Source organism: Halopenitus salinus (assembly GCF_055397165.1).
In genome coordinates this window covers 1,847,280-1,872,636 of the sequence record NZ_AP043853.1, presented here as the reverse complement: position 1 = coordinate 1,872,636, position 25,357 = coordinate 1,847,280, and the positions used below count along the sequence as shown (strand labels likewise).

The window sequence follows — 25,357 nt, the reverse complement described above, 5'->3', positions numbered from 1 at the left end:
CGGCCGTCTCGCGGACCGAGGCCGACCACGGCCAGTCGAGGGCGGACCATCGCGTGAACCCACATCCATGAGCGACAGTTACCACGTCCACGAGACCGACTCCGAGGAGAGCGGCGCCGGCGACGGGGAGACGGACGCCGAGGGGACCGGCTCCGCGGTCGACGAACGAATCGAGGACCGCGAGGACTCGTCCGTGACCCCGAGCGACGACGAGGATCTCACGCCGTCGATCCAGGAGGTTCCCGACTCGCGCGCGGTCATCCGCGCGGAGGAACTCTCCGTCCACTACGGCGAGGAGGAGGCGCTCCAGCCGGTGACGATGGGGATCCCCGAACGCGAAGTCACGGCGATCATCGGTCCCTCGGGCTGTGGCAAGTCGACGTTCCTCAGGTGTATCAACCGGATGAACGACATGATCGACGCCGCGCGCGTCGAGGGGAGCCTCCGGTTCCGGGGCAAGGACGTCTACGACGAGGACGTCGACCCGGTCGCGCTCCGCCGCCGGATCGGCATCGTCTTCCAGAAGCCGAACCCCTTCCCGAAGTCGATCCGCGAGAACGTCGCCTACGGGTTGAACATCCAGGGCTACGACGGAGACGTCGACGCGCGCGTCGAGGAGGCGCTGAGGAACGCGGCGCTTTGGGACGAGGTGAAAGACCAGCTCGACAGCTCCGGACTCGACCTCTCGGGCGGCCAACAACAGCGGCTGTGTATCGCCCGAGCGATCGCCCCCGACCCGGAGGTCGTCCTGATGGACGAGCCAGCCTCGGCGCTCGATCCGGTCGCGACCGCGAAGGTCGAGGACCTGATCGCGGACCTCTCCGAGCAGTATACGGTGATCATCGTCACCCACAACATGCAGCAGGCGGCGCGAATCTCCGATAAGACCGCCGTGTTCCTCACCGGCGGCCAGCTCGTCGAGTTCGGCGACACGAACCGGATCTTCGAGAACCCGGAGAACCAGCGCGTCGAGGACTACATCACCGGCAAGTTCGGATAACGAGGACATCCCGGGAGGGGATTCCGGACCGTCGCCGGGGTTCCGGGAACACGTTTAACTGCCCCGGTCGAGTCGACCGGAACCGATGGACGAATCGCGAGCGAGAACGGACGCGACCCGATAGAAAACGCGATCGACACCGATGGTACGAAAGGAATACCAGACCCAACTCGACGAACTGCGCGACGACGTCCTCTACATGAGCGAGGTCGTCGCGGAGCGTCTGCGAATGGCGCTCGACGCGCTGGAACGACAGGACGCGGAGCTCGGCGAGGAGGTGATAACCGGGGACGCGGAGGTCAACGAGCTGTACCTCGAGCTGGAGCGGGACTGCATCGACCTCATCGCGCTCCAACAGCCGGTCGCGGGCGACCTCCGGTTCATCGCCGCTTCGTTCAAGATCATCACCGATCTCGAGCGGATCGCCGACCTGGCGACGAACCTCGGGGGATACGCGGGCGAGGCCCACCAGGAGGTCTTTCCCGACGTCGACATCCAGCTGATCGGCGAGAAGACCCTCGACATGCTCGAGGCCGCGATGGAGGCCTACCACACCGAGGACGCCGATCGGTGCTACGCGGTCGCGGACATGGACGACGAGGTCGACGAGCTGTGTGAGGCCGCAAGCGAGGCCGTCGTCCGGGACCTGATCCAGACGGAACACCTGGATGGCGACGAGGACTTGCAGGCGACCATGCGGGACGTCTCGAGGCTGCTTCTCACGATCCGGGACCTCGAGCGCGTGGGCGATCACGGCGTCAACATCGCCGCGCGGGGGGTCTACATGATCGACAACGACGACGACCTGCTGTACTGACGGTCGACGGCGGATTCGGGAGGTCTACGTCGATCGCTCGTCGGCGTCGGAGTTCGATTCGACGTCGATCTCCGTCTCGGAGTCCAACTCGGCGTCCGCGTCGGGGTTCGTTTCCGCCTCGTCGCCCGTCGAGTCGATCTCGGCCTCGAGGTCGGCGAGTTCGGACTCGACGTCCGATTCGGCATCGGACGGTTCGGAGTCGGTTCCCGATCCGGCCTCGGATTTGAGCGTCTCGAGTTCGGCCTCGACCTCGCGGTCCGAGGAGATCTGATCGAGCTCGCGGTCGATGCTGTCTTGATCCGAGAGCGCGTCGTCGAAGGCGCCGGTGTCCTCCAGCTCGTCCATCGCCTGTGACCGCGCCTCCATCTCGTCCGTGCGATCCTCGGCACGCTCTATGGCACGGCTCACGTCCTCCATCTCGTCGCCGACGCCGGTCACCGCCTCCGAGACGCGCGTGGAGGCCTCGGCGGCCTCATAGCGCGCCTTCATCGTCTCCTTTTTCGTTCGGAACTCCTCGATGCGGCCCTGGAGCTCGTTTTTCTTCTCGACGAGGTTCTCCTGGGTGTTCTCGAGTTCAGCTATCTGTCCCTCGAGGTCCTCGATCTGTTGCATCTTCGAGTTCTTCTTCTCGAGGGCCTGCCTGGCGAGGTCGTCGCGGTCCTGCTGGACGGCCTCGCGCGCCTGTCGGTTGTGTTTTTCGACGTTCTCCTCGAGGCGTCGCTTCTGGATCTCGAGGCGCTTCTTCTGTGTCGTCAGGTCGGCGATCCCCTGTTTGACGTCCTGCAGCTCGTCGCGCATCTGTTCGTAGGAGTAGTCGAGCGTCTCGGTCGGGTCCTCGGTCCGGTTGAGGATCGCGTTGACCTTCGACCGGATGACGTAGGAGGCGCGTGAGAGGATTCCCATATACCGTCTACTCGGGCCGTCCAGTAAAAAGCGGTGTGCCTGCGCGGGTGGACGATCGCGGCGAGACGAACGCGGTGGAGCGGGACGGACGATCGCGGCGAGAGTGGCGGGGTGGCCGTTCGAGCGCGACGCCCGTGGGCGGTCTCCACACCAGTTAAATACCTGACTGGAAACGGATCACCATCGATGGTTGGTGAGGGCCATCCCGGGGAGCGTGGGTTTCCGGAACGGTCGACGTCGGAGGTGGATCCGCGATCGTTCCCGGCGGTCGTAGAGAGCGCCGGCCACTCCATCTACTGTACGGACCCCGACGGGGAGATCGTCTACGTGAACGCCGCCTTCGAGGAACAGACCGGATACGACGCCGAGGAGGCCCTCGGTCGCAACGCGAGCCTCCTCCAGTCGGGCGTCCACGACGAGGCGTTCTACGCCGACCTCTGGGAGACGATCCTCGACGGCGACGTCTGGACCGGCGAGATCGTGAACGAGCGCAAGGACGGCGAGCGATACACGGTGAGACAGACGATCTCCCCCATCGTCGACGAGGACGGCGAGATCGCCCAGTTCGTCGCGGTTAACGAGGACGTCACCGAGATCCACGAGTACCAGGCGGAACTCGAGGCCGAACGGGACCGCTTCGCCGCGCTCCTGGATGCGGTTCCGGCACCGCTCGCCCTCGTGAGCTTCGAGGAGAGCGATTCCGGGCCGCTCGAGTCGACGGTGAAAGGGGTCAACGAGGCGTTCCTCGAGACGTTCGGCGGAACCGAACGGGAGCTGATCGGGGAGCCGCTCGACGAGCACATCGTGACCGACGACGAGTCGAACCGGTCGCGGAAGATCAACGAGGTGTTGGGCCGCGGCGAACCGGTGCGCGAGGAGGTCGTCCGCGAGACGCCCCGGGATGGGGAGCGAACCTTCGTACTCGAGGCGAGACCGTTCGGGACCGACGCGAAGGAGGCGCTTGCGACCTACACCGACATCACCGAGCGCAAGCGGGCCGAGGAGCGGCGACGGCTGGTGATCGAGGTCAGCCGTGCGATCCGGGAGGCGGAGACGTTTCGGGAGGGCCTCCAGCGAACCCTCCGGACGATCTGTTCGTTCACCGAGTGGACCTGCGGTGAGGCGTGGATGCCGGACGGCGACGGGGAGACGCTGGAGTACCTCGTCGGCCACACGAACGTCGAGGCGTGTCGGCGGTTCATCGACGCGAGCCGAACGAGGACGTTTCCCGCCGGCGAGGGACTGCCGGGGCGCGTGTACGCGTCGGGGACTGACGAGTGGATCCCGGACGTCTCGGCGGTTCCCGAGGCGACGTTTCACCGCACTGCGCTCGCGAGCGAGGTGGGAATACGTGCCGGCTTCGGCGTCCCGCTCGTGACGGAGGACGGCGTCGTCGCGGTCCTGGTCTTCTTCCTCCGCGATCGCCGCGATCACGACGAGCGGTTGGTCGAGGACGTCTCCGACGTCGTCGAGAGCGTGTCCGGGCTCGTCCTCAGAAAGCGCGCCGAGGAGCTGTTGAGACGGCAAAACGAGCGGCTTCGCGAGTTCGCCGACGTCTTGAGCCACGACCTGCGAAACCCGCTGAACGTGGCCGAGGGACACCTCGAGTTGCTGCGGAGTTCCAGCGAACCCGACGACCGGACGGACCACATCGAGGCGATCGAAACGGCCCACGCCCGAATGGAGGAGCTGATCGACGACGTCCTGTTGCTCGCGAGGGAGGGGAAGGCGGTCGAGGAGGCGTCGGCGATCGACCTGTCGGAGTGTGTGAGCCGGGCGTGGGAGAACACGGAGACGGGGGACGCGAGCCTCGACATCCGGACGTCACGGCACGTTCGCGCCGACGAGAGCCGCCTTCGGCGGCTGTTCGGAAACCTGATCCGGAACTCGGTCGAACACGGCTCGACCGGTCAGCGCTCGGGCGCTCGCGAGGGCGAAGAACACGGCTCCGTCACGACGGACCACGGCCCCCTCACGGTCACGGTCGGCGACCTTCCCGGGGGGTTCTACGTCGCCGACGACGGTCCCGGGATCCCCGAGGAGAAGCGCGAGCGAGTGTTCGCCTCCGGATACACCTCGAGGGAGGGCGGGACCGGCCTCGGGCTCGCGATCGTCCGCGAGATCGCCGAGGCACACGGGTGGGAAGTGACCACGACCGAAAGCGTGGACGGGGGAGCCCGGTTCGAGGTCACGGGCGTCGACTTCGTCGAGTGAGCCGAGCGATTCACCGCCGGCGAGCGTCGGAACCATCGTGATCCTCGGCGTCGGGGTCTCGAGACGAGCGAGCGGCGACGTCCGCGAACACGTCAGGTGCGCTCGAGAGAAGCGATCCGAGGTGGTCGTCGCCCTCGAGGACGCGCAGGCTGGCCGTCGGAATCCGGGAGACGAACCGGCGGACGTCACCGATCGGGACGTTCGTGTCCGCCTCGCCGTGTCGAAGGCGGACGTCCGTCCCGATCTCGGAGACGGGAATCCCCCAGTCGGCGGCGAGCATGGCGAACTCCGCCACGGCGCCGCGCCGGGATCGCGCGAAGGCCTCGAGGAAGTCCGCCCGAACCCCCTCCGCGACCGCGTCCGGGATCACATCCGCTCCGCCGTCCGCCGTGTACTGTGAGACCACGACGGAGGGATCGAGACGGGCCGCGAGCCACGCCTGTCCCCGAAGAAGCCCGCGGAGCGCGATCGGCGTTCTCGCGGCGAGCGTTCCCAGAAGCCGCTGTGTTCGGGGCGTCTCCTCGCTCACCGCCGGCGGGGTCGCGCCGGCTATCACGTCGACGCCGGCCACCCGATCGGGAGCGGCGATCGCGGCGGCCAGCGCATGGGGACTCCCGCCCGAGAACGCGACGAGGTGGGCGTCCCGAACGCCGACGTCGTCGAGGACGGGCGCGAGGAACGCCCCGGCGTCCAGGAACGATCGGTCGTCCCACGGCGGAGAGCGGCCGTATCCCGGCCGATCGACGGCGAGCACCCGAACCCCGCGTTCCGCGGCCGCCGGATGGAGGAGCCGCCCGGAGAGACGGGAGCCGGGCGTTCCGTGGAAGAAGACGACGGGGATCCCGTCCGGGTCGCCGTATTCGGCGTACGCGATCCGTCGATGGTCGTCCGATCGAGCGAACGTCGTGCGGCTCTCGTCCGGAAACATCTCCGTGGGTGTTTGGGGATTCAGCTCGCGACCCCGATCAGGAGGTCACGAACCCGAGCAGGTCGTCGCGTTTCTCCTCGCGAAAGCGGGTTCGCAGACACTCGAGGAGGGGCTCGATCGAGCCGCGCTTCGCGCGGATCGGCGCGACCGTCTCCTCGCGCCACTGCTGCCAGGGCGGGTAGAGCCCGAGCCGGTCGCAGATCTCGTTCAGCCGCTCGTCCGCGTCGTCGACCTTGTCCATCTTGTTGACGGCGACGATCGGTTCGATCCCGACCTCCCGCAGGAAGTGGAACATCTCGACGTCGTGGGGGACCTCGCCGCGGTCGGCGTGGCGATCGATGATCTCGACCGCGCTCTTCCCGTCGAGGACGAGCACGCCCGCGAGGATCCGGTCGGCGTACTCCTCGAGGTAGCGGACGATCTCCGTCTGTATCTGCTCGCGGCGCTCGTCCTCGACGCCCGACATGAACCCGAAGCCGGGCAGGTCGGTGAACATGAAGTCCTGGGCCGCCCAGTCGAAGTGGTTGGGCTGGCGGGTCACGCCCGGCTTCGAGCCGGTGGAGACGTCGTGGCCGGTCAACTCGCGCATCAGCGTCGACTTCCCGACGTTTGATCGGCCGACGAGGACGACCTCCGCGTCGCGGTTCGGCCGATTCTCGAACATACCCGGCGTAGGCGGTCCGAGCGTTTAAACGACCCGTGTTCGTCCCTCCGACGCCGACCGAACGGTCGGAGAGGATCGCCGTGGTTGCGGTCGGATTCCCGCTCGTCGGGACGACTCGCAAACCCCTAAGTCCCGGCGTGTGAAAGACGGGTATGGTCGAGGCGCCACAAACCGACGAAGGATGGTTCGCCCTCCACGACTTCCGGTCCGTCGACTGGGACGCCTGGCGGGCGGCACCCGAACGCGAGCGCGCTCGAGCGATCGACGAGGGGACGCGGTTCCTGTCGGCCCGCGAGTCCGTCGCCGACGCGGAGGCCGGCGACTCCGCGGTCTTTTCGATCCTCGGGCACAAAGCCGACCTGCTCTTCGTCCACTTTCGCCCGGAGCTCGACGACCTGTCGGCGATCGAGCGGCGGTACGAGGACGTCGCCCTCGCCGACTTCACCGAGCAGGAGACCTCCTACGTCTCCGTCACCGAGGTCTCGGGATACGTCTCCGACGACTACTTCGAGGGGAACGAGGCGGACGTCGACGAGGGGCTCCGCCGCTACATCGAGGGGAAGCTGAAGCCGGAGATCCCCGACGACGAGTACGTCTCGTTTTACCCCATGAGCAAGCGGCGCGGCGAGGAGTACAACTGGTACGACCTGTCCTTCGAGGAGCGCGCGGAGTTGATGGCCGGCCACGGCGACGTCGGGCGCGAGTACGCCGGGCGGATCAAGCAGGTGATCGCCTCGTCGGTCGGGTTCGACGACCACGAGTGGGGCGTCACGCTCTTCGGCGCCGACCCGACGGACCTCAAGGACATCGTCTACGAGATGCGCTTCGATCCCGCCTCCTCGCGGTACGGCGAGTTCGGCGACTTCTACGTCGGCCGGCGGTTCCCGCCGGCGGATCTGGGGGCGTACCTCTCGGGTGCAAAGGTCCCGACGAACGAGTACGGCGGCGGACGCGACCACGGCGACGGCGACCACCACGGAGGCGACCATCACGGAGACGACGGGCACGGCGACGGCGATCACCACGGTGGCGGGGACGGCCATCACGGTGGCGATCACCACGGTGGCGAGGACGACCACCACGGCGGCGACCACGGAACGACGGACTCGTCGACCGGAAGCGCGGACGGCGACGGGAACGTCGACGAGGAGGCGATCCGCGGGGAGCTTGAGGACCTCGACATCTACGCCGGCAAGCCGCACGGCGAGGACGTCTACGCGACCGTCCTCTACAGCGAGGCGGACGTCGGGGAGCTCTTCGAGGAGGTCGACGGCCTGCGGGGCAACTTCGACCACTACGGCACGCACGTGAAGACGGCCGTCTACGAGGCGAACGAGGGCGACCGGAGCGCGGTCGTCTCCATCTGGGAGACGGCCTCGGCGGCCGAAACCGCGGCCGGATTCCTCTCCGAGCTGCCGGAGATCGTCGAGCGCGCCGGCGAGGAGTCGGGGTTCGGAACGATGGGGATGTTCTACACCATCCAGCCGGAACACCGCGAGGAGTTCCTCGAGAAGTTCGACGAGGTCGGCGGGCTCCTCTCGGAGATGGACGGCCACATCGAGACCGATCTGATGGTGAACCACGAGGACGAAAACGACACGTTCATCGCCAGCCAGTGGCGCTCGAAGGACGACGCGATGGAGTTCTTCCGCTCGGACGCGTTCCACGAGACGGTCCAGTTCGGCCGGGAAGTCCTCGCGGATCGACCCCGACACGTCTTTTTGGCCTAGCGGCGCCGCGTTCCCTCGCCCTCGCGTGAGGGCGCTCCGGTCGACCGGTCATCGGCCGATCGAGGCGATCGACGATCCGGTTCGAGACGATCGACCATCCGGTTCGAGGCGGCGACGCAGCCGAGCGCGAGGACGATGCCGCCGAGAACGTCGATGAGCCAGTGGATGCCGAGATACATCGTCGCGAGCATCACGGATCCGGCGATCCACGCGGACATGACGGTCCAGACGGGATACTCCTCGCGGGTGAGGTACGCGAAGGTCGCGACGGTCATCGACAACGAGGTGTGAAGCGATGGGAAGACGTTGGCGTTCTCGTTCACCTGGGCCGCGAGCTCCTGAAAGCCCGGATTGAACGTGAAGAGGAGGGACGTGACGATGCCGACGTTTCGAGGACCGTGCGCGAAGACGAGGGTGTAGACCACGAGGCCGATCGCGTAGTTGAGGGCGTAAGCCACGAGCAGCCGCTTGAGCGTTCGCGGACTCGAGAGCGCGCCGTAGGCGAGAACCGGAAACGCGAGCAGGAAGACGTAGGCGTAGATGTAGATCCACGAGAAGTAGACGGTGGCGACGGGCGAGAGGAGCGTTCCCTGGATCCACGCGACGAAGCCGCCCTCGATGGCGAAGATGGTGCCGGTGGCACGCCAGCCGTACACCTCGGAGACGGCCTGGAGGCCGCCGCGTCCGGCCGCGCTGGTGAGGAGCACGGCGACGAGGAGCGCGATCTGGCGTCTGGCGTTCCACAGGTACGGTCGGAGGTTCGCGCGAAGCCGATAGAGTCCATCGCGGCCGAGGATCGCCACGGAGGCGACGAGACACGTCGAGGCGACGACGGCGAACAGGTACGCGAGGACGGAGAGGAGGACGGCCACGGAACTACCCCTCGCGAACGAGGAGATCCCCCTCGCCGTCGTATCGATATCCGATCTCCCTGATCGCCCCCGTGGCCGCTTCGACGTCCAGCTCGCCGTCGGAACCGAAAAACGGCGTCGCCGGATCGCCGTCGTCCCACCGCAGGTCCTCGTTTATCCACCGCTCCGAGAGCGCGAGCGGCGACGCCGCGGGACGCGCGTAGCCCTGGAAGGCCGAGCGAACGACCCACTCCTCGTCGACGAGGCGAGCGATCACCTCACGGAGGTTCGGGTTCGAAAGCGGCTCGCTTCGGGTGTTGAACCCGACGTGATAGAACCCCGCCGAGGGGGTGCTCACGAGCCGCACGTTCGCCTCGCGGCCGATCCGGGGAACGGCGTCCGGTCCGAGGTTCGAGGTCGTCGCGTCGGCGAGTCCCTCCTCGACCCGCTGGACGCCGACGATGTCCGATGGAACGACCGTGAGCTCGAGCGCCTCGAAGGCGGGCTTGCCCCGGAACGGTTCCGGAAACTGCGCCGGCCGGGTCACGATCGGGTGGTCGTCGTTGCGCTCGAAGACGACCCGCTCTTCGGGCGTCCGCTCGCGAAACTGCAGCGGTCCCGACCCGATCGGCTGGGGGTTCTCCCAGACCTGTGCGTCGGTCGTCCGCTCGTTGAGTTCGATCCCCGCCGGAAGCGAGACGAGGTCGGTCCGGGAGTCCCAGACGTGCTCCGGAAGGATCGGAACGGTGAGCGAGCGAATCTGGACGGCCGGATTCACGTCGGCGAAGGTGATGTCCACCGTCCGATCGGAGATCGTCTCCGTGTCCTCGACGACCATCGACCGCCCACGAAACCGCGGAGCGGGGATCGCCATCTCGGCGTTCCCCATCGAGGTATCCGCGAGGAAGGCGTAGGTGAACGCCACGTCGGACGCGGAGACCGCCGTCCCGTCGTGCCAGGACGTCGACCGGAGTTCGACGCGGACCGTCCGGTCGTCGATCCGGGTCCAGTTGTGGGCCAACCAGGGGAGCACGTCGGCACCGTGGCGTCGAACCAGCGGGTCGTAAACGATCCCGGTGAAGGTGCCGCGTCCGCGATACTCCGGGGCGATGGGGTTCAGGTTCGTGGTGGGACGGGCGTCCGTGGTCGCGAGCCGAAGCGTTCGCCCGTCGTCGGCCGCGGTCCCGTCCGCGCCACCGTCGCCGGAATCGGTCTCCGAGGGAGTCACGGCCCGTCCGGCCGAAAGCTGCAGGAGTCCGAGGGGATCCATCGCCCATTCCCGGTTCCACCCGGAAAACGTGCCGTCGTGGACGGCGGTAAGCGTGTCGGGAAACGCGATCACCGAGAACGGGTGGTGGAGAACGAGTTCGTCCTGCAGATCGTCGACGACCTCCTCGCGATCCGCACCGGAGACGCGTCGTTGCTCGACGAGGAGATCGTCGACGTGCGGATCGGTGAATCCGAAGGGGTTTTGCCACCCCGGCTCGGCGGCGAAGGTCGAATGTAAAAGCGGGTACAGCACGTCCGGATCGAACGGTCGGGTTCGCGGGAAACGACCGACGTAGACGTCGAAGTCGTGGTTGAGGAGGACTTCACGATAGAGCCCGGCCTGGTCGACCGTTCGCAGGCGGGGGGCGATCCCGACCGCCTCGAGGTTCTCCGCCAGGTGGCGCGCGATGCGGATCGCGTGCGGATCGCTGTCGGCCGGCCGCGTCGTGATCCGGATCACGACCTGGCTGGGCTGATCGCGTCCGGCGACGTTCTTCGCGCGACCCAGACACCCGGGAACGCCGACGCTCGCCGCCGTTGCTGCGAGCATGCGTCGGCGAGTCACGGCGTCGCGCATTCTTCCGATCGATTTCGGGACGGGCCGTATAACAGTCCTGCGGTCAGCCCCGCTCCGTGCCGGCATTCCGAGGACGGATCCGGCTCCGGCGTCGACGGGGATGCGGTTCGCGAGGTGGCCCGGTCACACGACGCCCGCGAGCGGCAACGCGAGCACGATGATCCACGCGGCCACCCCGACGATCGCGACCCCGTTCTCGACGAACGGCGAATCGCCGTCGCTCGCCCGGCCGGCCGCGATGATTCCGATGGCGGCGAGCACTGCAAGCCGGTGGGCGATGAGATCCGGGGGGGCAGCCACGCCGAGGGAGGCCAGATCCACGAGGAAGCCGCCGCCGAGCCCGACCGCGGCGCCGAGGAAGGCGGCCACCGGGTCACAGCGCGAGCCGACGTGCCAGCTCAAAAGCGGCAGCCCGGCGGCGATCACGAGGTACAACGGCGCGGCGATGAGCTTGGGCGGGAGGACCGGATAGGCAGTCTCCAGAGCGACGCCGGCGGCACGAACGCCGAGATAGACGGCAGCAAGTCCGACGCCGAGCGTCGCCGCGTCGCGGTGGCGAGCCGCGTCCGTCCGCACCCGCGAGAGGGCGCGACGCAGCGATCGTCGCGTCGCCGGGCGAAGAACGGCGGCAACCGGAAGCAACGCCGCCAGCCGGATCACGGACAGCCAGCCGTCGCTTCGTCCTCCCTCTATCCCGCGGTACTCGCGGCGAACCTCGGCGTCGGAGGCGATGAAGTCGTCCTCGACGGTTCTCGCCGACTCCGAGACGTCCGTGACGGTGTGGCGGAGGCGGAACCAGTCGTAGTACTCGCCGTGTGCCTGTACGGCGGTGTAGCTGCCGTCGGGAGAGCCGTACGCGCGGACGTGATACCGGGTTCCGAGATACGTCCCGGCGTGGAGCTGGGCGGTCTCGTCGGTCCAGACGCCCTCGCCGGTCTCGTCCTCGAAGTAGACGTACCGCGTCGACCCGTGCGCGCGCTGCCAGTCCGTGGTGACGACCTCCTCGACGAGTTCGGCGTCGACGTCGCTCGCGTTGATCTCGCTCGCGTTCACTCCCTCGGTCGTCGCGTTCGGCTCCGATTCGGTCGTTCCGGACTCCGACGGCTCCTCCCACTGTGAATCCGACTCGTCCCGGAGCGCCGCGACGACCGACTCGGGGTCGTTCTCGAAGACGACGTTGATCGCGAGGGTCCGCCCCGTCGCGGATTCCGTCCGGCTGGTGTAGGGCCACAGCTCGTACTCGCCGTCGACGCTGAGTAGCTCGCTTTCGGAAACCGGCCGGTCGCCGGGCGGCCCCTCGATCGGACCCGTTCCGGGTCCGTCCGTCGTCTCGGTGAACGCGCCGGAGGCCGCGAGCCCGATCGCGACCACGCCGAGAAGAACGGCGAGCGCGACGACCGACCGTTTCATGACCGAACCTGGGGACGACGGACCAAAAGTCGTCCGCCGACGTCGGAGGATCCGATCCACGGTTCGCATCGCGTCCCGGTTCGCGTCGACCCCGGTTCGATCCGCTCCCCGTTCCAACGTCTCCTCGCCGGGCTTTTGGCCCGTCGACGCCAAGTGGAACCATGACCGATCAGCCGCTCGTCGTGTATTCGGATTACGTCTGTCCGTTCTGTTACCTCGGCCGCGTGGCGCTGGAGCGCTACGAGGCGGAGCGTGGATCGCCCGTCGAACTGGAGTGGCGACCCTTCGACCTCCGCGGGCACGAGCGCGGTCCGGATGGCGAGATCCGGACGGACGTGGAAACCGGAAAGGACGAGGAGTACTACGAGCAGGCCGAGGCGAACGTCCGGAAGCTGCAGGACCGGTACGACGCGGAGATGGCACAGGCGCTTCGGCGCGACGTCGACTCGTTTTCGACCCAACAGGCCTCCCTGTACGTCCGCGAGACCGCGCCCGGGACGTGGCGCGCGTTCGACGAGGCGCTTCTCGACGCGCTCTGGAAAGAGGGGCGCGACGTCGGCGACCGCGACGTGATAGCGGACGTCGCCGCCGACGTCGGGCTCGACGCGGAAGCTGTCCGCGGGGCGACCACCGACGACGAATGGGAAGACCGCCTGCGCGAGGCGTTCACGGCGGCCCGCGAGGTCGGCGTGTCCGGCGTTCCGACATGGGTCTACGGCGACCACGCCGCCCGCGGCGCGGTCCCGCCGGAACACCTCGAGCGGCTGATCGAGGGCGAGAACGGGAGCGCGGGAGCCGGAAACGGCGCCGCCGCGGCCGATCGGTAGATTGGGGCGGGCCACGGCCGGCCGAGACGCCGCGTCGGTGCCACGATCGTTCCGGCGACCAACAATCCCTGCTGGCGACCACTACTCCCTTCGAGGACCACTAATCCCTAATACCACGACTGAATATCCTCGGACATGACCGAGAGGGACTCCGACGACGATCCGCGCGACTACGATCCGATCGAGCCGCCGGTCGCGCTCGCGATCGCCGGAAGCGACAGCGGCGGCGGGGCGGGGATCCAGGCCGACCTCAAGACGATGACCGTCCACGGCGTCTTCGGGACGTCCGCGATCACCGCCACGACCGCCCAGAACACCCGCGGCGTGAGCGACGTCGCGCCGGTGGACGTCGAACACCTCGAACGGCAGTGCGAGGCGGTCCTCGAGGACTTCGACGTCGCCGCGGTCAAGACGGGGATGCTCGCGACCGCGGGGATCGTCGAGGCGGTCACGGAGCGCGCACGCGAGTACGAGGGGCCGGTCGTCGTCGATCCGGTGATGGTCGCGGCCACGGGCGACCGCCTGCTCTCGGAGAGCGCCGAGGAGGCCTACGAGGGGCTGATCGCGGAGGCCACCCTGGTCACGCCGAACGCCGACGAGGCCGCAGTGTTGACCGACCGCGACGTCGACGACGTGGAGTCGGCCGCGGACGCTGCACGCGATCTCGTCGCGGCGGGCGCGGACGCGGCGCTCGTAAAGGGCGGCCACCTCGGCGGCGACCGCATCGTGGACACGCTCGCGATCGCCGACGAGCCCGACCCGATCCGGATCGAGTCACCGCGGGTCGAGACGGACGCGACACACGGCTCCGGCTGTACGCTCTCGAGCGCCGTCGCCGCCCGGTTGGCGCGCGGGGAGACGCTTCGACCGGCGGTCGAGGCCGCGACCCGGGAGATGACGGGGGCGGTCAGACACGGCTACGACGTCGGCGAGGGCCCCGGCGCCGTGAACCCGACGCGTCTCGACCGGTGAGACGCCCCGGCGAACGGCCGGTCCTCACTCGCCCGACCGGGAGTCGAGCGGGATCTCGAGGGTCACGACGGTCCCGACCGGGTCCCGATCGTCGAACCGGACGGCCCCGCCGACCATCTCCATGCCCCACTTGATGATCCACAGCCCCATCCCGCTGCCGTGGTGGAGCGCCGTTTCGGTCCCGCGATCGAGGACGTCCAGCTCGTAGTCGTCGATCCCGGGACCGTCGTCGGCGATCCGAACGACCGCGTGGCGGTCGGCTCGCTCGGCGTCGACCCACACGCTCGGCGACTCGTGATCGTTGTGTTCGGCCGCGTTCTCGATCGCGTTCGCGAAGACGGGCTCGACCATGCCGTCGACGGGCTCGTCCTCACCCGGGGGATCGAAGGCGACCGTCACGTCGGGGTACGCCTCGCGAACGTCCGCGACGGTCCGCTCGAGCAGCGTCGAGAGCGAACGCGAGTCGCCCGACCCGTTCTTCGTCTCGAAGAGCTCGATGGCCTCGCGTCCCTTGCGGGCGATCTCCTCGATCCGGAGCGCGCGCTGTTTGACCATCTCCGCGCCCTCGCCGTCCTCGAACCGATCGGCGTAGCCGTAGATGACGTTCGTCTCCGTCCGGATGTTGTGGCGCAACAGCCGGTTGAGGACCTCGAGCCGCTGTTGTTGACGCAGGTGCTTTCCGACGTCGTGAAAGGTAATGACGCGGCCGATCGTCCGGTCCCTGACGTCGTGGATCTCCGTCACGGCGACGTCGTAGGGGTGTCCGCCGCCCGCATCGCCCACGGTGAGGTGCCCGTCGAGCATGCCCTCCGTCGGGAGGCGATCGTATCCGGGAACGATCTCCGAGGCGGGCTCGCCGAGGACCTCTCGGGGGTCGACCCCGAGCATCCGGATACAGCCCTGGTTCAGGTCGACGACGTAGTCGTTGCGGTCGACGACGACGGCGCCCTCCTGCATCCGGTCGAAGAGGATCTCCCGTGCGCGGCGGTTCGGCGCCGGGCTCGTCCCGAGCAGCCGGAACCGCGTGATCGCGTTCAGGTACAGGAACCCGGACACGGAGAAGGCGACCGGCGTCGGATCGAGTCCCGACGTCGGGAGCATGCCGGCGAGGAACAGTCCGTTCGTCAGCCACGGAACCACGAGCCCGACGAGGAGGGCGGCGCTTTGGCCCCGGAAGGCGCCCGCGTCGCTCGCGAGCAGTCGGATGAGCGGCACCGCGCCGACCATGCCGAGGAGGTAGGTGTATCCGGCGATCACCCAGTACCACGCCCCGCCCTGTTCGAACTGCATCACGCCGTTCGGTCCGGCGCCGAGGGGGCGGACGTACATGAGGTCGTGGTGGCCGATCGTCAACGCGAGCACCACGGTGATCGCCGGAACGAGACACAGGCCGAGCACGTACCGGGGGCGCAGATACCGATCGCGGCCGGTATACTCGAGCGCGAAAAGCACCCAGGCGACGGGGATCGAAACGACGCCGATCCAGCCGATCTGCATCCAGAGCGTCTTTTCGGCCGTGGTGGCCGCCTGGAGCTTGAAGAGGATACAGACGGACCACCAACACTGGCCGGCGAGCATGGCGACGAGCGGCGCGGCTCCCGGTTCCGGACGCTGCCGCCAGGCGAGTATCGCCGCCGCGGCGCCGATCACGATCGAGGCGAAAAGCGCGGGAACGATCCCGATCGGATCGAGCAACACGGAGACGATCGGATGGAACGTTGTCACCGCTACCCTACATCAATAACCCATCCCATATCAAACGTCCGCCCGTTCCGATCGAATCGCCGCCCGTTTCGGTCGACGAACGTCCGCCTCGAGCGATCCGAGCGAGGTACGACGAAAAAATTCGTTCGAACCGCCTCGCAGTCCCTCAGAGTCCGCCGGCCGAGAGGCCGAGGATGACCGCGAACACGAGGAGGTGTTTCGCCTCGCCGGCGATTGAGAGGCGGCGGTGACGCCGCGTCCGCCCGACGAACGCCGCCAGCACGAGCGCGTATCCGAGCCCGACGACCATCGCGGCGGCGAGCTCGAACGCCAACAGACCGTGGTAGAACGCCCAGAGGAGGAAGCCGATCAGCGCGACGTCGATGCCGTAGAGGATCCGACGCGTTCCGTCGACGCCGAAGACGACGGGCAGCGTCGAGACGCCGATCGCGGCGTCGCCCTTCCTGTCCGCGACGTTCGGGATCTCCGTGTTGACGAAGGTGTCCACGAGGAAGTAGACGAACACGACGGCGACGGCCGGCGTGAGGGGCGCGTCGACGAACGCCATCGGGAGCAGGACCACCGCGATCGCCCACGCCAGCGCGACGATGGTGGAGTTGACCACGAGGACGTCCTTGAGCCGCTTGACGTGAGTCCCGACCGCCGGCAACCAGTCGGTCGCATACAGGATCCAGAAGGCACCGGGCATGAGGGTGATCGCGAGCGCGTCGGGACCGCCGAGCACCGAGAGCGCGATCGCGAGGCCGTAGGCCGTCGCCGACAGGACCGAGAGCGCGGTCTCGTGACGTTTGACGAACGCGCTCTGTCCCGGACTCGAGATCGCGTCGCTTTCGGCGTCGGTGATCCGGTCGCCGCCGTAGACCGCGAAGGCGACGAGCCCGACCACGATCGGCGCAGGGCTCGCCGGCAGCGACAACGCGATCATCGCGGTCGCGACCTCGACCATCGCGATGACCACGAGATAGCCGGAGGTGTAAACGAGGGTGTCCTTGATTCGTTCGCCGCGGGTCGAAAGCGACCCGGCGAACCCGCTGTACCACGAAACGTCGTCGTCCGCGCGTGCGGACAGGGGTGTCGTCTCGTTCGACATGGTGTCGACGGTCGGCGTCGATCGGCTCGACGCGTCGACCGTCGCTCGGGAGAACGACCGCCACCCCCGTCAAACACTACCCAACCACACGACGTGGCTTCGGGACGCGAGAGCGCGAAGGATCCGCCGAAACGACCCGCAGCGTTTTACCCGTCCACCCGCCGAATAGGGGTATGGCCACCGGGATCGTCGAGGAGTTCCTCGAGTTGAAATCGGAGACCGACGCCGACCTCCTGGCGATGCAGTGTGGTGACTTCTACGAGTTCTTCGCCGAGGACGCCGAGATCGTCGGCGAGGAGCTGGACCTCACCGTCTCACAGAAGTCCTCACACGGCTCGTCGTATCCGATGGCCGGGGTCCCGATCGACGACCTGACGCCGTACCTGAAGGCGCTCGTCGAGCGCGGCCGCCGCGTCGCCGTCGCCGACCAGTACGAGACCGAGGACGGCCACGCTCGCGAGATCACCCGGGTCGTCACCCCCGGCACCCTCCTCGAGACGACGGACGCCGAGGCGCAGTACCTGGCCGCGATCGTCCGCGAGGAGGGCGCGGACGGCGACCCGTACGGACTGGCGTTCGCCGACGTGACGACCGGGCGGTTCCTCCTCACGACGGCGGCGGACGCCGCCGCGGCGCGCGCGGAGCTCTATCGGTTCGACCCCGTCGAGGTGCTGCCCGGCCCGAACGTTCGAACCGACGACGAGCTCCTCGATGGGCTCCGGGAGAACCTCCAGACCACCGTCTCGCTTCCGGAGACCGCCTCCTTCGAGCCCGGACGGGCGAGGCGCGCGGTCCGCGAGCGGTTCGGCACCGAGACGCTCGACAGCGTCGGGCTCGACTCCGAACCGCCGATCCGGGCCGCCGGCGCCGCGCTCGCGTACGTCGAGGGGACTGGCGCCGGCGTGCTCGCGTCCATCACGCGGCTCACCGTCTACGGCTCGACGGACCGCGTCGAGCTGGACGCGACCACTCAGCGCAACCTCGAGTTGACGGAGACGATCCGCGGCGGCGAGGACGGGTCGCTGCTCGCGACGATCGACCACACCGTCACGAACGCCGGCTCGCGGCTGCTCCGCGAGTGGCTCACGCGACCCCGCCGCGACCGCGAGGTGCTGGAGCGACGACACGACGCCGTCGAGGCGCTCGCGGCGGCGCCGATAGAGCGCGATCACCTCCGGGAGATCCTCACGGACGCGTACGACCTCGAGCGGCTGGCGGCCCGCGCCACGAGCGGCAGCGCCGGCGCGAGACAGCTCCTGTCCGTCCGCGACACGCTCGGGTTGATCCCGCACCTGTCGGAGGCGATAGCGGGAACGCCGCTCGCGGACTCGCCCGTCGCCGCGGTCGTCGACGCCCCCGATCGGGAGACGGCAGCGGAACTCCGGAGCGAACTGGACGAGGCGCTCGCCGAGGACCCGCCGAGTTCGGTCTCGAGCGGGGGGATCATCGCGCGGGGCCACGACGCCGAACTCGACGAGCTGATCGACCGCCACGAGGAGGCGAAGCGATGGATCGACACGCTCGCGGAGCGCGAAAAGCGCGACCACGGCCTCTCACACGTGACGGTCGACCGAAACAAGACCGACGGCTACTACGTCCAGGTCGGAAAGTCGGTCGCCGATCAGGTGCCGGAACACTACCGCGAGATCAAGACGCTGAAGAACTCGAAGCGGTTCGTCACCGACGAGCTGGCCGAGCGCGAGCGGGAGATCCTCCGGCTCGAGGAGGCGCGCTCCGATCTCGAGCGGGAGCTGTTCGGCGAGCTCCGCGACCGCGTCGGCGACGCGGCGGCGCTGTTACAGGACGTCGGGCGGGCGATCGCCGAACTCGACGCGCTCTGCTCGCTCGCCGAACACGCCGCCGGAAACGACTGGACGCGCCCGAGCCTTGCCGAACCGGGCGAGCTCGCGATCGAGGCGGGACGCCACCCGGTCGTCGAGCGCACGACCGACTTCGTGCCCAACGATCTTCGGCTGGACGAGGACCGCGGGTTCCTGATCGTCACCGGCCCAAACATGAGCGGGAAGTCGACCTACATGCGGCAGGCGGCGCTCATCACGCTGCTCGCGCAGGTCGGCAGCTTCGTCCCCGCGCGTGCGGCCCGGATCGGCCTCGTCGACGGGATCTACACGCGCGTCGGGGCGCTCGACGAGCTCGCGCAGGGTCGCTCGACGTTCATGGTCGAGATGCAGGAGCTCTCGAAGATCCTCCACTCGGCGAGCGAGGAGTCGCTCGTCATCCTCGACGAGGTCGGCCGCGGAACCGCCACCTACGACGGGATCTCGATCGCGTGGGCGGCCACGGAGTACCTCCACAACGAGGTCCGCGCGCGGACGCTATTTGCGACCCACTACCACGAGCTCACGGCGCTCGCCGACCACCTGCCGCGCGTCGAGAACGTCCACGTCGCGGTCGACGACGGCGACGGGGACGACGACCGCGGCGTCACCTTCCTGCGGACGGTCCGGGAGGGCCCCACGGACCGATCATACGGCGTTCACGTCGCCGATCTCGCCGGCGTTCCCGATCCGGTGGTCGATCGCGCGGGGACCGTCCTCGACCGCCTCCGCCAGGAGAAGGCCATCGAGGCTCGCGGCGGGAACGCGGGTCTCGCGGACGCCAGCGGGGACGAGACGACCCAGGTCGTCTTCGACCTCTCGTCGGGATCCTTCGAGTCGGACGCCGCGTCGGGGAGCGGTTCCGGGCCGGAGACGATGAGGGAGGCGACCGAAACCGGAGGACCGGCCGAGGCCCTGACCGACGGCGATCCGAGCCGGGGAGTCGGCGGATCCGACGAGGGAGCGGACGGGAGCGGGAGGACGGATCCCGCGGTCGATCCGGAGGTCGAATCCGTCCTGGAGGAGCTGGCCGACGTCGACGTGGAGGAGACCCCGCCGCTGGAGCTGTCGGGGCGGATCCAGGAGTGGCAGCGGCGGCTCACGGACGGGGAGTGACCGACGCCGGACCGAAGGAGGCCCGACGACGAACGAGGACATCCACCGCCGGACCGACGCGTTCAACGCGTCGCCGAAAGCGCCTCCGCGATCGCCGAGCGATACTCGTCGGCGTCGTAGCCGAGCCGGGCGCGCCAGACGTCCTGGTAGGCCGGGTGCAACAACGGGATCACGGTCGCGTCGCCCTCGACGGGGATCGACTCGAGAACCGACTCCAGGAAGCCGTCGAGGTCGCGATCGAAGAGCGCGAGGACGGAGACGGTGGCGTGTCTGCCGGTCGGACAGATCACCGCGGGGTCGACGCGATCGATCTCCGTTCGGAGGTGAACGCGACAGGTGTCACGCTCCTCGCGGGTCGGCTCGCGGTTCGCGAGCGCGTCGGCGTCACGGTCGCGGGGGAAGCACTTGACGGCGTTCGTGTAGTAGGTCCGATCGCCGTAGCCGAGGTCCTCGAACAGCCGCCGGATCCGGCGGCCGGAGTGGCGTGCGGTGTAGGCCATGCCCGTCAGGTTGCCGCCGCGCCAGCGGTCCGCCTCGGGGTCGCCGGCCGCGGGCGCCTCCCCGACCACGAGCACGTCGGCGTCGAGCGGGCCGGTCCCCCAGCTGATGCGTGTTCGATCCGCCGAAAGCGCCTCACACCGCGAGCAGCCCGGCTCGAGGACGTGGCGTCGGTCGGGGAACTCCGGGTCGTCGGTCATGTCACGTGCCGGCGACGGACGCCGCCGGTGGTCACTCGGTGAGCGGCATCGCGATCCCGAAGACGACCACGGACAGCAGGGCCACGACCGGCCCGAGGAACTCCATGGTGAGAAGCGCCGTATCGAGCGTCGGGGAGAGCACGCCGCTCCCGCCGAGCGTCACCTCGACGATCGCGCCGATCGCGAAAAGCACCGCTCCGAACGCCACGCCGCCCTTCGTCAACGATCCGTAGTCCATCTCGCCGTATCGCCCGGCCATACCGACCATGGCGAGCGATCGCGTGTATACGTTTTGATCCGGAGGCGATCCGACTGGAGGACGAAAACGGCCGATTCGAGAGAGCCCGATCAGAGGGCGTCCGCGATCGCCGCCGCCGCCGAGACCTCGCTGCAGGCGCGTTCGAGCGTGTCGGTGCCGACGATTCGCTCGACGCCCGCGGACCGGAGCTTGCTCACGGCGTTGCTCGCGAGGACCGGATGGACGCAGGCCGCAAAGACCCGCTCGGCGCCACGCTCGTCGAGTACGGCGATCGACTGGCTCATCGTCGATCCGGTCGCGATGATGTCGTCGACGACGACCACGTCGCGGCCGGAGACGGGCGCATCCGAGGGCGAGACCTCGACGGTGCCGTCCTCGCGATCGCGGTGTTTCTCGAAGTAGTCGGTCGAGCCGCTCCCGTGGGCGTCCCGCACCGTCTCGGCGATGCCGATCGCGCTCGCGTCCGGCGAGAGGAAGAGGGGATCCGACAGATCGGGCAGCGGATCGGCCAGCGCGCCGGCGGCGTCGACGAGTTCGACCGGGACCTCGAAGAACTCGCGGACCGCGGGCTCGTGGGGGTTCACGAGAACGACCCGGTCAGTTCCGGTCGAGACGGCGCGGGCCATCGCGCGCACGGAGACCGGCTGTCCGGGCTTGAACGCCCGGTCCTGTCTGGCGTAACCGAGGTAGGGGATCACGGTCACCACCTCGTCAGCGCCGGCCTCCCGGACCGCGTCCTGTAGCTGGAGGAGCTCGATCCAGTCGGCGTCCCGTGGCGTCGAGGCGACGACCGCCGCCGTCTCCCCCTCGAAGCCGGGGACGGCCGCGAGCAGTTCGCCGTCCGCAAAGCGCTCGAAGGTCGGCGTCGCCAGCGTCTCCCCCGTCTCCTCGGCGAGCGTGGCGGCGAGCGTCTGCGAGCCGGAGCTCGGTACGATCATACGCGTCGTTTCTCGAAGCGGGTTAAACCCGTTTTCGTTCGGGGCGGACCGCGGTTAGTCGGCCGGCGATCACTCGACCGGCGATCACTCGACCGACCGGACCGCGATCCCTGAGACGTCGCGGACCCCGACGACCTGGTGGCGCCAGCCGTCGTCGGCGTCGACACACAGCGCTCCGCCGTCCGTCGCGGCGAGGGCGATCCCCGGGCCGTAGCCGAGCGCGGTCGCGTTCCCGCCGACCGGGAGGTCGCTTTCGTCCCAGGAATCGCCGTCCCACTCGCGTCCGCGGTGGACCGACAATCCGTCGGAGCCCGCCGCCAGCGCGTGCCCCTCTCCGTCAGCCGCGAGGACGTCGATCGGTCGGTCGAGCGCGTCCCGCCAGCCGTTGGCGAGCCAGTAGAGTCCGTCCGCGGTCCCCGCGAGGGGCACGCCCGCGCCGGCGACGTCGCGAACGTCCGAGAGCCCGACGTGCTCGAGTCGCAGGGTCGAACCGCCGTCCATCCCGCCGGCTTCGACCGCCTGCGATCCCCGGGACGTGAGCCGATAGACGCCGTCACCGGCCGCGACCAGTCCGGAATCGACCGCCCGGGGATCCGGGACGGTTCCGACCGTCTCCACGCCGGGCCCGTCGCTCGCCTCGGGAGGTACGACCACGATCCCGCCGGCGTCGGTCGCGGCGAGGAACGCGTCGGGACCGGCGGGCCCCACGAGGCCGACCGCGGCCGTGGATCCGATCCCGGTCGGTTCGAGCTGGGGGTCGTCGCCGTCGAACGCGGCGACGAACAGGTCCTCGTCGGTCGCCATCGCGAGACGGTCCGGGCCGGCCGCTCGCGGCAGGACCGCGACGTCGCGCGCCGGCGACGGATCGACCATCGAGAACTGTCCGACCTTGTCCCCCGAGACGGCCACGCGGACGAGCCCGTCCGCGCTCGCGAGGAGGACGTCAGTTCTCCCGGCCGAGCCGGCGTACACCCGCTTTTCCTCGATCGAGATGTCGTCCCCGTCGGGCATCGATCGGGACTGCGGCCCGCGTCGACAAAAAGGGTCGCGCGAGCGGTCGGCGAGGACCGCCTCCGGAGGAGGTGGGACGCTAGGCCGGGTTCCGTTTGACGACGTCGACCACGACCTCGTCGGGATCGACGCCGATCCGAGCGAACTGCGTCCGGACGTGCTCCTCGGCGGCCGAGAGCGCCTGGTCTCTCGTGTCGAAGCCGCGGGGCATCGGCTCCTCGAAGGCGATCCGGATCTCCTCGCCGTCGATCGAAAGCGCCGAGCCGCCGCTTTCGACCTGGTAGAACGAGTCGCAGACCCAGACGTACGGCGCCCCCTCCTCGGGCGCGCCGGCGTAGGTCGGCGGTTCCTCGCCGCGCTCGAAGACGGTCCCGGTCAGTTCGGTCCCGCCGCCGCGTCCGGTCACGAGGAGCATGAACGAGAGGAGGGTCTCGGGACGTATATTGGTTGTTCACCGGGGGTTCGGACGTCGAGCAGCACGGAGACCACGGAGACCACGGAGGTCACGGAGGTCACGGAGGACGGTCGGGGGAAAGCGATTTGCCCCTGCCGCGGCGTGTGGGAGGTATGACCCTCGAGGACTTCACCGAGTTCTCCGCCGACGAGGACGGATCGGCGGAGTCGAACCAGTCGGCGGATCCGGACGACGACGGCCCCGCGGCCGTCGATCCGGATGCGACCACCGATCCGGATGTGGCCGCGGATCCGGATGCGCGAAAGGAAGGGAACGCGAGCGACCGGGGAGCCGACCCGGGAGCGGACGATCCGGGATCGGACGACCCGGGGTCGGGTGCCTTCGAGCGCTACGCCGCGGAGGCGAGCGGCGAGGACGTCGGCCTGGGCGTGATCTCGGTCTCTCAGGGCCTCCGGGTCGCCGAGGACGAAGAGGAGACGACGCTTCGCGCGTTCGTGACGACCGGCAACCGCGAGTCCGTCCGGATCGGCAAGTACCTGATCGCGTCCTATCCCGACGGCGAACGGCTCTTCTGTCGGATCACGGGACTCGAGTACGCCCAGGAGTTCCGGTCGGACGACGCCACGGAGATCCACGCCCGCCGGCAGATGCGACGCGACGAGTTCACGGAACGCGACTACAAGTTCGTCGCCGATCTGGAGCCGATGTCCATCGTCTACGACGACGGGGGGGAGACGAAACGGCGGATGACGGACCGCGTCCCGAAGCCGGGTGCCGTGATCGAGGAGGCCGCGGACGCCTCGGAGATCAAGACCGGCCTGAAGATCCCCGAGGACGGCGTCTTCCTCGGCCACCTCGCGGTGGGCGGCGAGACGGTGGAGACGGCCGCGAGCCCGCCGACGGTCGACTACCGGCTGAACGACGATTACGTCGACGGCGATCCGCTCGTCTTCCGACACACGCTCGTGGCGGGGGGGACCGGCTCGGGGAAGACCCACGCCTCGAAGAACGTCCTGCGTCAGTACCTCGACGGCGACCGGCGCTACGAGATGGACGACGGCCGGGAGTCCCGGATGGCGGTCGTCCAGTTCGATCCGCAAGACGAGTACGCCCAGATGCACGACGACAACCCCGAGATGGACGACGCCTTCGAGCGGCGCCTCGAGCGTGAGGGGATCGCCCACGGGGGCCACGAGGACACGGTCGCGCTGGTTCCGACGACGCCGACGGCGACCTACCCCGGCGAGGGCCACCGCGCCGAGCGCGTCGAGTTCACGATCCCCTTCTCGTTGGTCCGCGAGCGCCCCTGGCTCGTCGCCGGCGCGAGTCTCAACGACAACCAGTACTCCGGGCTCGCGACGCTTTTGAGCCGGTTCTTCCGCGACTACGGCGACGCGGGGACCTACGAGGAGTTCCTCTCGTACCTCGAGGACCCGGCGCTCAAAGAGGAGCTTCACGAGTCGGGACGCGTCCACGAGGCGACCTTCGACGCGGTCAAACGCCGGGTCCACGGGGTTCCCGGGGGCGTCTTCGACGGCGACGCCCGGCCGATCACCGACCTCGACCACACGCTCGTCCGTCCGGGCGGACTGACGGTGATCCCGACCTATCACCTGCCGACCTCCAGACAAAAGGAGATGTTCGTGCTCGCGGTCTCGACGATGCTCATCGACGACAAGCTCTCGAACGATCCCGAAAGCGACCGGATCAAGGAGACGCCGCTGCTTCTCGGGATGGACGAGGCACACAACTTCCTCGCGGACGCGGAGAACGTCCAGGCGCGAAAGGTGATCCGCAAGTTCACGGAGGCGGCCAAACAGGGGCGCAAGGAGCGGCTCGGGCTCTTCCTCATCACCCAGGACCCACAGGACGTCGCCGAGTCGGTGTTCAAACAGGTCAACACGAAAATCGTGTTGAACCTCGGCGACGAGGACGCGATCTCGAGCGTCAACATCCCGACGAACCTGGCCGGCAAGGTTCCCTACATGGAGAAGGGCCAGATGGTCGTCTACTCGCCGGACAACTCCGAACCCGTCGAGTTGACCGGGATTCCGCGGTGTCTCACCCGTCACGGCTCCTGACCGGAGCCGGGGGAGACGTCGGGA

Annotated in this window: 21 protein-coding genes; 8 read left to right on the top strand and 13 right to left on the bottom strand. The window is 68.8% G+C overall.

Translation table 11 applies throughout. From position 1 onward, the window contains the following. Positions 1 to 67 precede the first annotated feature (67 nt). Positions 68 to 1,000: a phosphate ABC transporter ATP-binding protein PstB gene (pstB, locus tag ACZ5YD_RS11105; protein ID WP_379744639.1), complete on the top strand. Its 933-nt coding sequence runs from the start codon at positions 68 to 70 to the stop codon at positions 998 to 1,000. Positions 1,001 to 1,142: 142 nt separating this feature from the next. Continuing rightward, a complete protein-coding gene (gene phoU, locus ACZ5YD_RS11100) occupies positions 1,143 to 1,817 on the top strand; it encodes a phosphate signaling complex protein PhoU (RefSeq protein ID WP_379744642.1) in 675 nt (224 codons plus the stop codon). A 24-nt stretch (positions 1,818 to 1,841) separates the two neighbouring features. Here phoU and ACZ5YD_RS11095 read toward each other — a convergent pair whose 3' ends face one another. Continuing rightward, a complete protein-coding gene (locus ACZ5YD_RS11095; protein ID WP_379744645.1) occupies positions 1,842 to 2,720 on the bottom strand; it encodes a PspA/IM30 family protein in 879 nt (292 codons plus the stop codon). Positions 2,721 to 2,906: 186 nt separating this feature from the next. Here ACZ5YD_RS11095 and ACZ5YD_RS11090 point away from each other — a divergent pair, with 186 nt between their 5' ends. Continuing rightward, positions 2,907 to 4,934, top strand: coding sequence for a PAS domain S-box protein (locus ACZ5YD_RS11090; RefSeq protein WP_379744648.1), 2,028 nt, complete (start codon positions 2,907 to 2,909; stop codon positions 4,932 to 4,934). A 10-nt stretch (positions 4,935 to 4,944) separates the two neighbouring features. Here the strand turns inward: ACZ5YD_RS11090 and ACZ5YD_RS11085 are convergent, their stop codons facing one another. Then, a complete protein-coding gene (locus tag ACZ5YD_RS11085) occupies positions 4,945 to 5,862 on the bottom strand; it encodes an alpha/beta fold hydrolase (RefSeq protein WP_379744651.1) in 918 nt (305 codons plus the stop codon). Positions 5,863 to 5,899: 37 nt separating this feature from the next. Further along, positions 5,900 to 6,526 (bottom strand): GTP-binding protein EngB, encoded by a 627-nt coding sequence (gene engB / locus ACZ5YD_RS11080; protein WP_379744654.1) that lies wholly within the window; start codon positions 6,524 to 6,526, stop codon positions 5,900 to 5,902. 152 nt (positions 6,527 to 6,678) lie between these two features. Between engB and ACZ5YD_RS11075 the strand changes: the two genes are divergently transcribed. Continuing rightward, positions 6,679 to 8,256 carry a heme-binding protein gene (locus ACZ5YD_RS11075; RefSeq protein ID WP_379744657.1) on the top strand — a complete coding sequence of 526 codons (1,578 nt, stop codon included), beginning with the start codon at positions 6,679 to 6,681 and terminating at the stop codon, positions 8,254 to 8,256. Here ACZ5YD_RS11075 and ACZ5YD_RS11070 read toward each other — a convergent pair. From ACZ5YD_RS11070 to ACZ5YD_RS11060, 3 genes are all read right to left on the bottom strand, one after another. Continuing rightward, on the bottom strand, positions 8,253 to 9,128 hold the full coding sequence (locus ACZ5YD_RS11070; RefSeq protein WP_379744660.1) for a phosphatase PAP2 family protein: 876 nt from the start codon (positions 9,126 to 9,128) through the stop codon (positions 8,253 to 8,255). The two genes, ACZ5YD_RS11075 and ACZ5YD_RS11070, sit on opposite strands and share 4 nt — an antisense overlap. A gap of 4 nt (positions 9,129 to 9,132) precedes the next feature. After that, a complete protein-coding gene (locus ACZ5YD_RS11065) occupies positions 9,133 to 10,953 on the bottom strand; it encodes an ABC transporter substrate-binding protein (RefSeq protein ID WP_379744663.1) in 1,821 nt (606 codons plus the stop codon). Between the two features lie 123 nt (positions 10,954 to 11,076). After that, a complete protein-coding gene (locus tag ACZ5YD_RS11060) occupies positions 11,077 to 12,363 on the bottom strand; it encodes a hypothetical protein (RefSeq protein WP_379744666.1) in 1,287 nt (428 codons plus the stop codon). Between the two features lie 161 nt (positions 12,364 to 12,524). Between ACZ5YD_RS11060 and ACZ5YD_RS11055 the strand changes: the two genes are divergently transcribed. Together ACZ5YD_RS11055 and thiD are read left to right on the top strand one after the other, a co-directional pair. Then, positions 12,525 to 13,190 carry a DsbA family oxidoreductase gene (locus ACZ5YD_RS11055; protein WP_379744669.1) on the top strand — a complete coding sequence of 222 codons (666 nt, stop codon included), beginning with the start codon at positions 12,525 to 12,527 and terminating at the stop codon, positions 13,188 to 13,190. 135 nt (positions 13,191 to 13,325) lie between these two features. Further along, positions 13,326 to 14,162, top strand: a complete 837-nt coding sequence (gene thiD / locus ACZ5YD_RS11050; protein WP_379744672.1) for a bifunctional hydroxymethylpyrimidine kinase/phosphomethylpyrimidine kinase — start codon at positions 13,326 to 13,328, stop codon at positions 14,160 to 14,162. A gap of 24 nt (positions 14,163 to 14,186) precedes the next feature. On the opposite strand, the gene ACZ5YD_RS11045 is transcribed toward thiD, so the two are convergent. Then, positions 14,187 to 15,887, bottom strand: a complete 1,701-nt coding sequence (locus tag ACZ5YD_RS11045; protein ID WP_379744675.1) for a histidine kinase N-terminal 7TM domain-containing protein — start codon at positions 15,885 to 15,887, stop codon at positions 14,187 to 14,189. A 145-nt stretch (positions 15,888 to 16,032) separates the two neighbouring features. Beyond that, entirely contained in the window at positions 16,033 to 16,977 is a 945-nt protein-coding gene (locus ACZ5YD_RS11040) for a UbiA family prenyltransferase (RefSeq protein ID WP_379744678.1), read from the bottom strand. Between the two features lie 173 nt (positions 16,978 to 17,150). Between ACZ5YD_RS11040 and mutS the strand changes: the two genes are divergently transcribed. After that, positions 17,151 to 19,931: a DNA mismatch repair protein MutS gene (gene mutS, locus ACZ5YD_RS11035; RefSeq protein WP_379744681.1), complete on the top strand. Its 2,781-nt coding sequence runs from the start codon at positions 17,151 to 17,153 to the stop codon at positions 19,929 to 19,931. 62 nt (positions 19,932 to 19,993) lie between these two features. Here mutS and ACZ5YD_RS11030 read toward each other — a convergent pair whose 3' ends face one another. The 5 genes from ACZ5YD_RS11030 to ACZ5YD_RS11010 all read right to left on the bottom strand — a co-directional run bounded on the left by ACZ5YD_RS11030 (position 19,994) and on the right by ACZ5YD_RS11010 (position 23,252). After that, positions 19,994 to 20,629: a uracil-DNA glycosylase gene (locus tag ACZ5YD_RS11030; RefSeq protein ID WP_379744684.1), complete on the bottom strand. Its 636-nt coding sequence runs from the start codon at positions 20,627 to 20,629 to the stop codon at positions 19,994 to 19,996. A gap of 31 nt (positions 20,630 to 20,660) precedes the next feature. Continuing rightward, a complete protein-coding gene (locus tag ACZ5YD_RS11025) occupies positions 20,661 to 20,888 on the bottom strand; it encodes a DUF7860 family protein (RefSeq protein WP_379744687.1) in 228 nt (75 codons plus the stop codon). 89 nt (positions 20,889 to 20,977) lie between these two features. Further along, the gene (prs, locus tag ACZ5YD_RS11020; RefSeq protein ID WP_379744690.1) at positions 20,978 to 21,826 is read right to left on the bottom strand and encodes a ribose-phosphate diphosphokinase; all 849 of its coding nucleotides are present in this window, start codon (positions 21,824 to 21,826) and stop codon (positions 20,978 to 20,980) included. An 84-nt stretch (positions 21,827 to 21,910) separates the two neighbouring features. Continuing rightward, positions 21,911 to 22,837 (bottom strand): HVO_0234 family beta-propeller protein, encoded by a 927-nt coding sequence (locus ACZ5YD_RS11015; RefSeq protein ID WP_379744693.1) that lies wholly within the window; start codon positions 22,835 to 22,837, stop codon positions 21,911 to 21,913. 79 nt (positions 22,838 to 22,916) lie between these two features. After that, the gene (locus tag ACZ5YD_RS11010; protein WP_379744696.1) at positions 22,917 to 23,252 is read right to left on the bottom strand and encodes a DUF7113 family protein; all 336 of its coding nucleotides are present in this window, start codon (positions 23,250 to 23,252) and stop codon (positions 22,917 to 22,919) included. Positions 23,253 to 23,404: 152 nt separating this feature from the next. Here ACZ5YD_RS11010 and ACZ5YD_RS11005 point away from each other — a divergent pair, with 152 nt between their 5' ends. Continuing rightward, a complete protein-coding gene (locus tag ACZ5YD_RS11005; protein WP_379744699.1) occupies positions 23,405 to 25,333 on the top strand; it encodes an ATP-binding protein in 1,929 nt (642 codons plus the stop codon). Positions 25,334 to 25,357 lie beyond the last annotated feature (24 nt).

Bases quoted from the DNA above. Each gene is read 5' to 3' on its own strand.
- pstB (WP_379744639.1), top strand. From the start codon at position 68: ATGAGCGACAGTTACCACGTCCACGAGACCGACTCCGAGGAGAGCGGC.
- phoU (WP_379744642.1), top strand. From the start codon at position 1,143: ATGGTACGAAAGGAATACCAGACCCAACTCGACGAACTGCGCGACGAC.
- ACZ5YD_RS11095 (WP_379744645.1), bottom strand. From the start codon at position 2,720: ATGGGAATCCTCTCACGCGCCTCCTACGTCATCCGGTCGAAGGTCAAC.
- ACZ5YD_RS11090 (WP_379744648.1), top strand. From the start codon at position 2,907: ATGGTTGGTGAGGGCCATCCCGGGGAGCGTGGGTTTCCGGAACGGTCG.
- ACZ5YD_RS11085 (WP_379744651.1), bottom strand. From the start codon at position 5,862: ATGTTTCCGGACGAGAGCCGCACGACGTTCGCTCGATCGGACGACCAT.
- engB (WP_379744654.1), bottom strand. From the start codon at position 6,526: ATGTTCGAGAATCGGCCGAACCGCGACGCGGAGGTCGTCCTCGTCGGC.
- ACZ5YD_RS11075 (WP_379744657.1), top strand. From the start codon at position 6,679: ATGGTCGAGGCGCCACAAACCGACGAAGGATGGTTCGCCCTCCACGAC.
- ACZ5YD_RS11065 (WP_379744663.1), bottom strand. From the start codon at position 10,953: ATGCGCGACGCCGTGACTCGCCGACGCATGCTCGCAGCAACGGCGGCG.
- ACZ5YD_RS11060 (WP_379744666.1), bottom strand. From the start codon at position 12,363: ATGAAACGGTCGGTCGTCGCGCTCGCCGTTCTTCTCGGCGTGGTCGCG.
- ACZ5YD_RS11055 (WP_379744669.1), top strand. From the start codon at position 12,525: ATGACCGATCAGCCGCTCGTCGTGTATTCGGATTACGTCTGTCCGTTC.
- thiD (WP_379744672.1), top strand. From the start codon at position 13,326: ATGACCGAGAGGGACTCCGACGACGATCCGCGCGACTACGATCCGATC.
- ACZ5YD_RS11040 (WP_379744678.1), bottom strand. From the start codon at position 16,977: ATGTCGAACGAGACGACACCCCTGTCCGCACGCGCGGACGACGACGTT.
- mutS (WP_379744681.1), top strand. From the start codon at position 17,151: ATGGCCACCGGGATCGTCGAGGAGTTCCTCGAGTTGAAATCGGAGACC.
- ACZ5YD_RS11030 (WP_379744684.1), bottom strand. From the start codon at position 20,629: ATGACCGACGACCCGGAGTTCCCCGACCGACGCCACGTCCTCGAGCCG.
- ACZ5YD_RS11025 (WP_379744687.1), bottom strand. From the start codon at position 20,888: ATGGCCGGGCGATACGGCGAGATGGACTACGGATCGTTGACGAAGGGC.
- prs (WP_379744690.1), bottom strand. From the start codon at position 21,826: ATGATCGTACCGAGCTCCGGCTCGCAGACGCTCGCCGCCACGCTCGCC.
- ACZ5YD_RS11015 (WP_379744693.1), bottom strand. From the start codon at position 22,837: ATGCCCGACGGGGACGACATCTCGATCGAGGAAAAGCGGGTGTACGCC.
- ACZ5YD_RS11010 (WP_379744696.1), bottom strand. From the start codon at position 23,252: ATGCTCCTCGTGACCGGACGCGGCGGCGGGACCGAACTGACCGGGACC.
- ACZ5YD_RS11005 (WP_379744699.1), top strand. From the start codon at position 23,405: ATGACCCTCGAGGACTTCACCGAGTTCTCCGCCGACGAGGACGGATCG.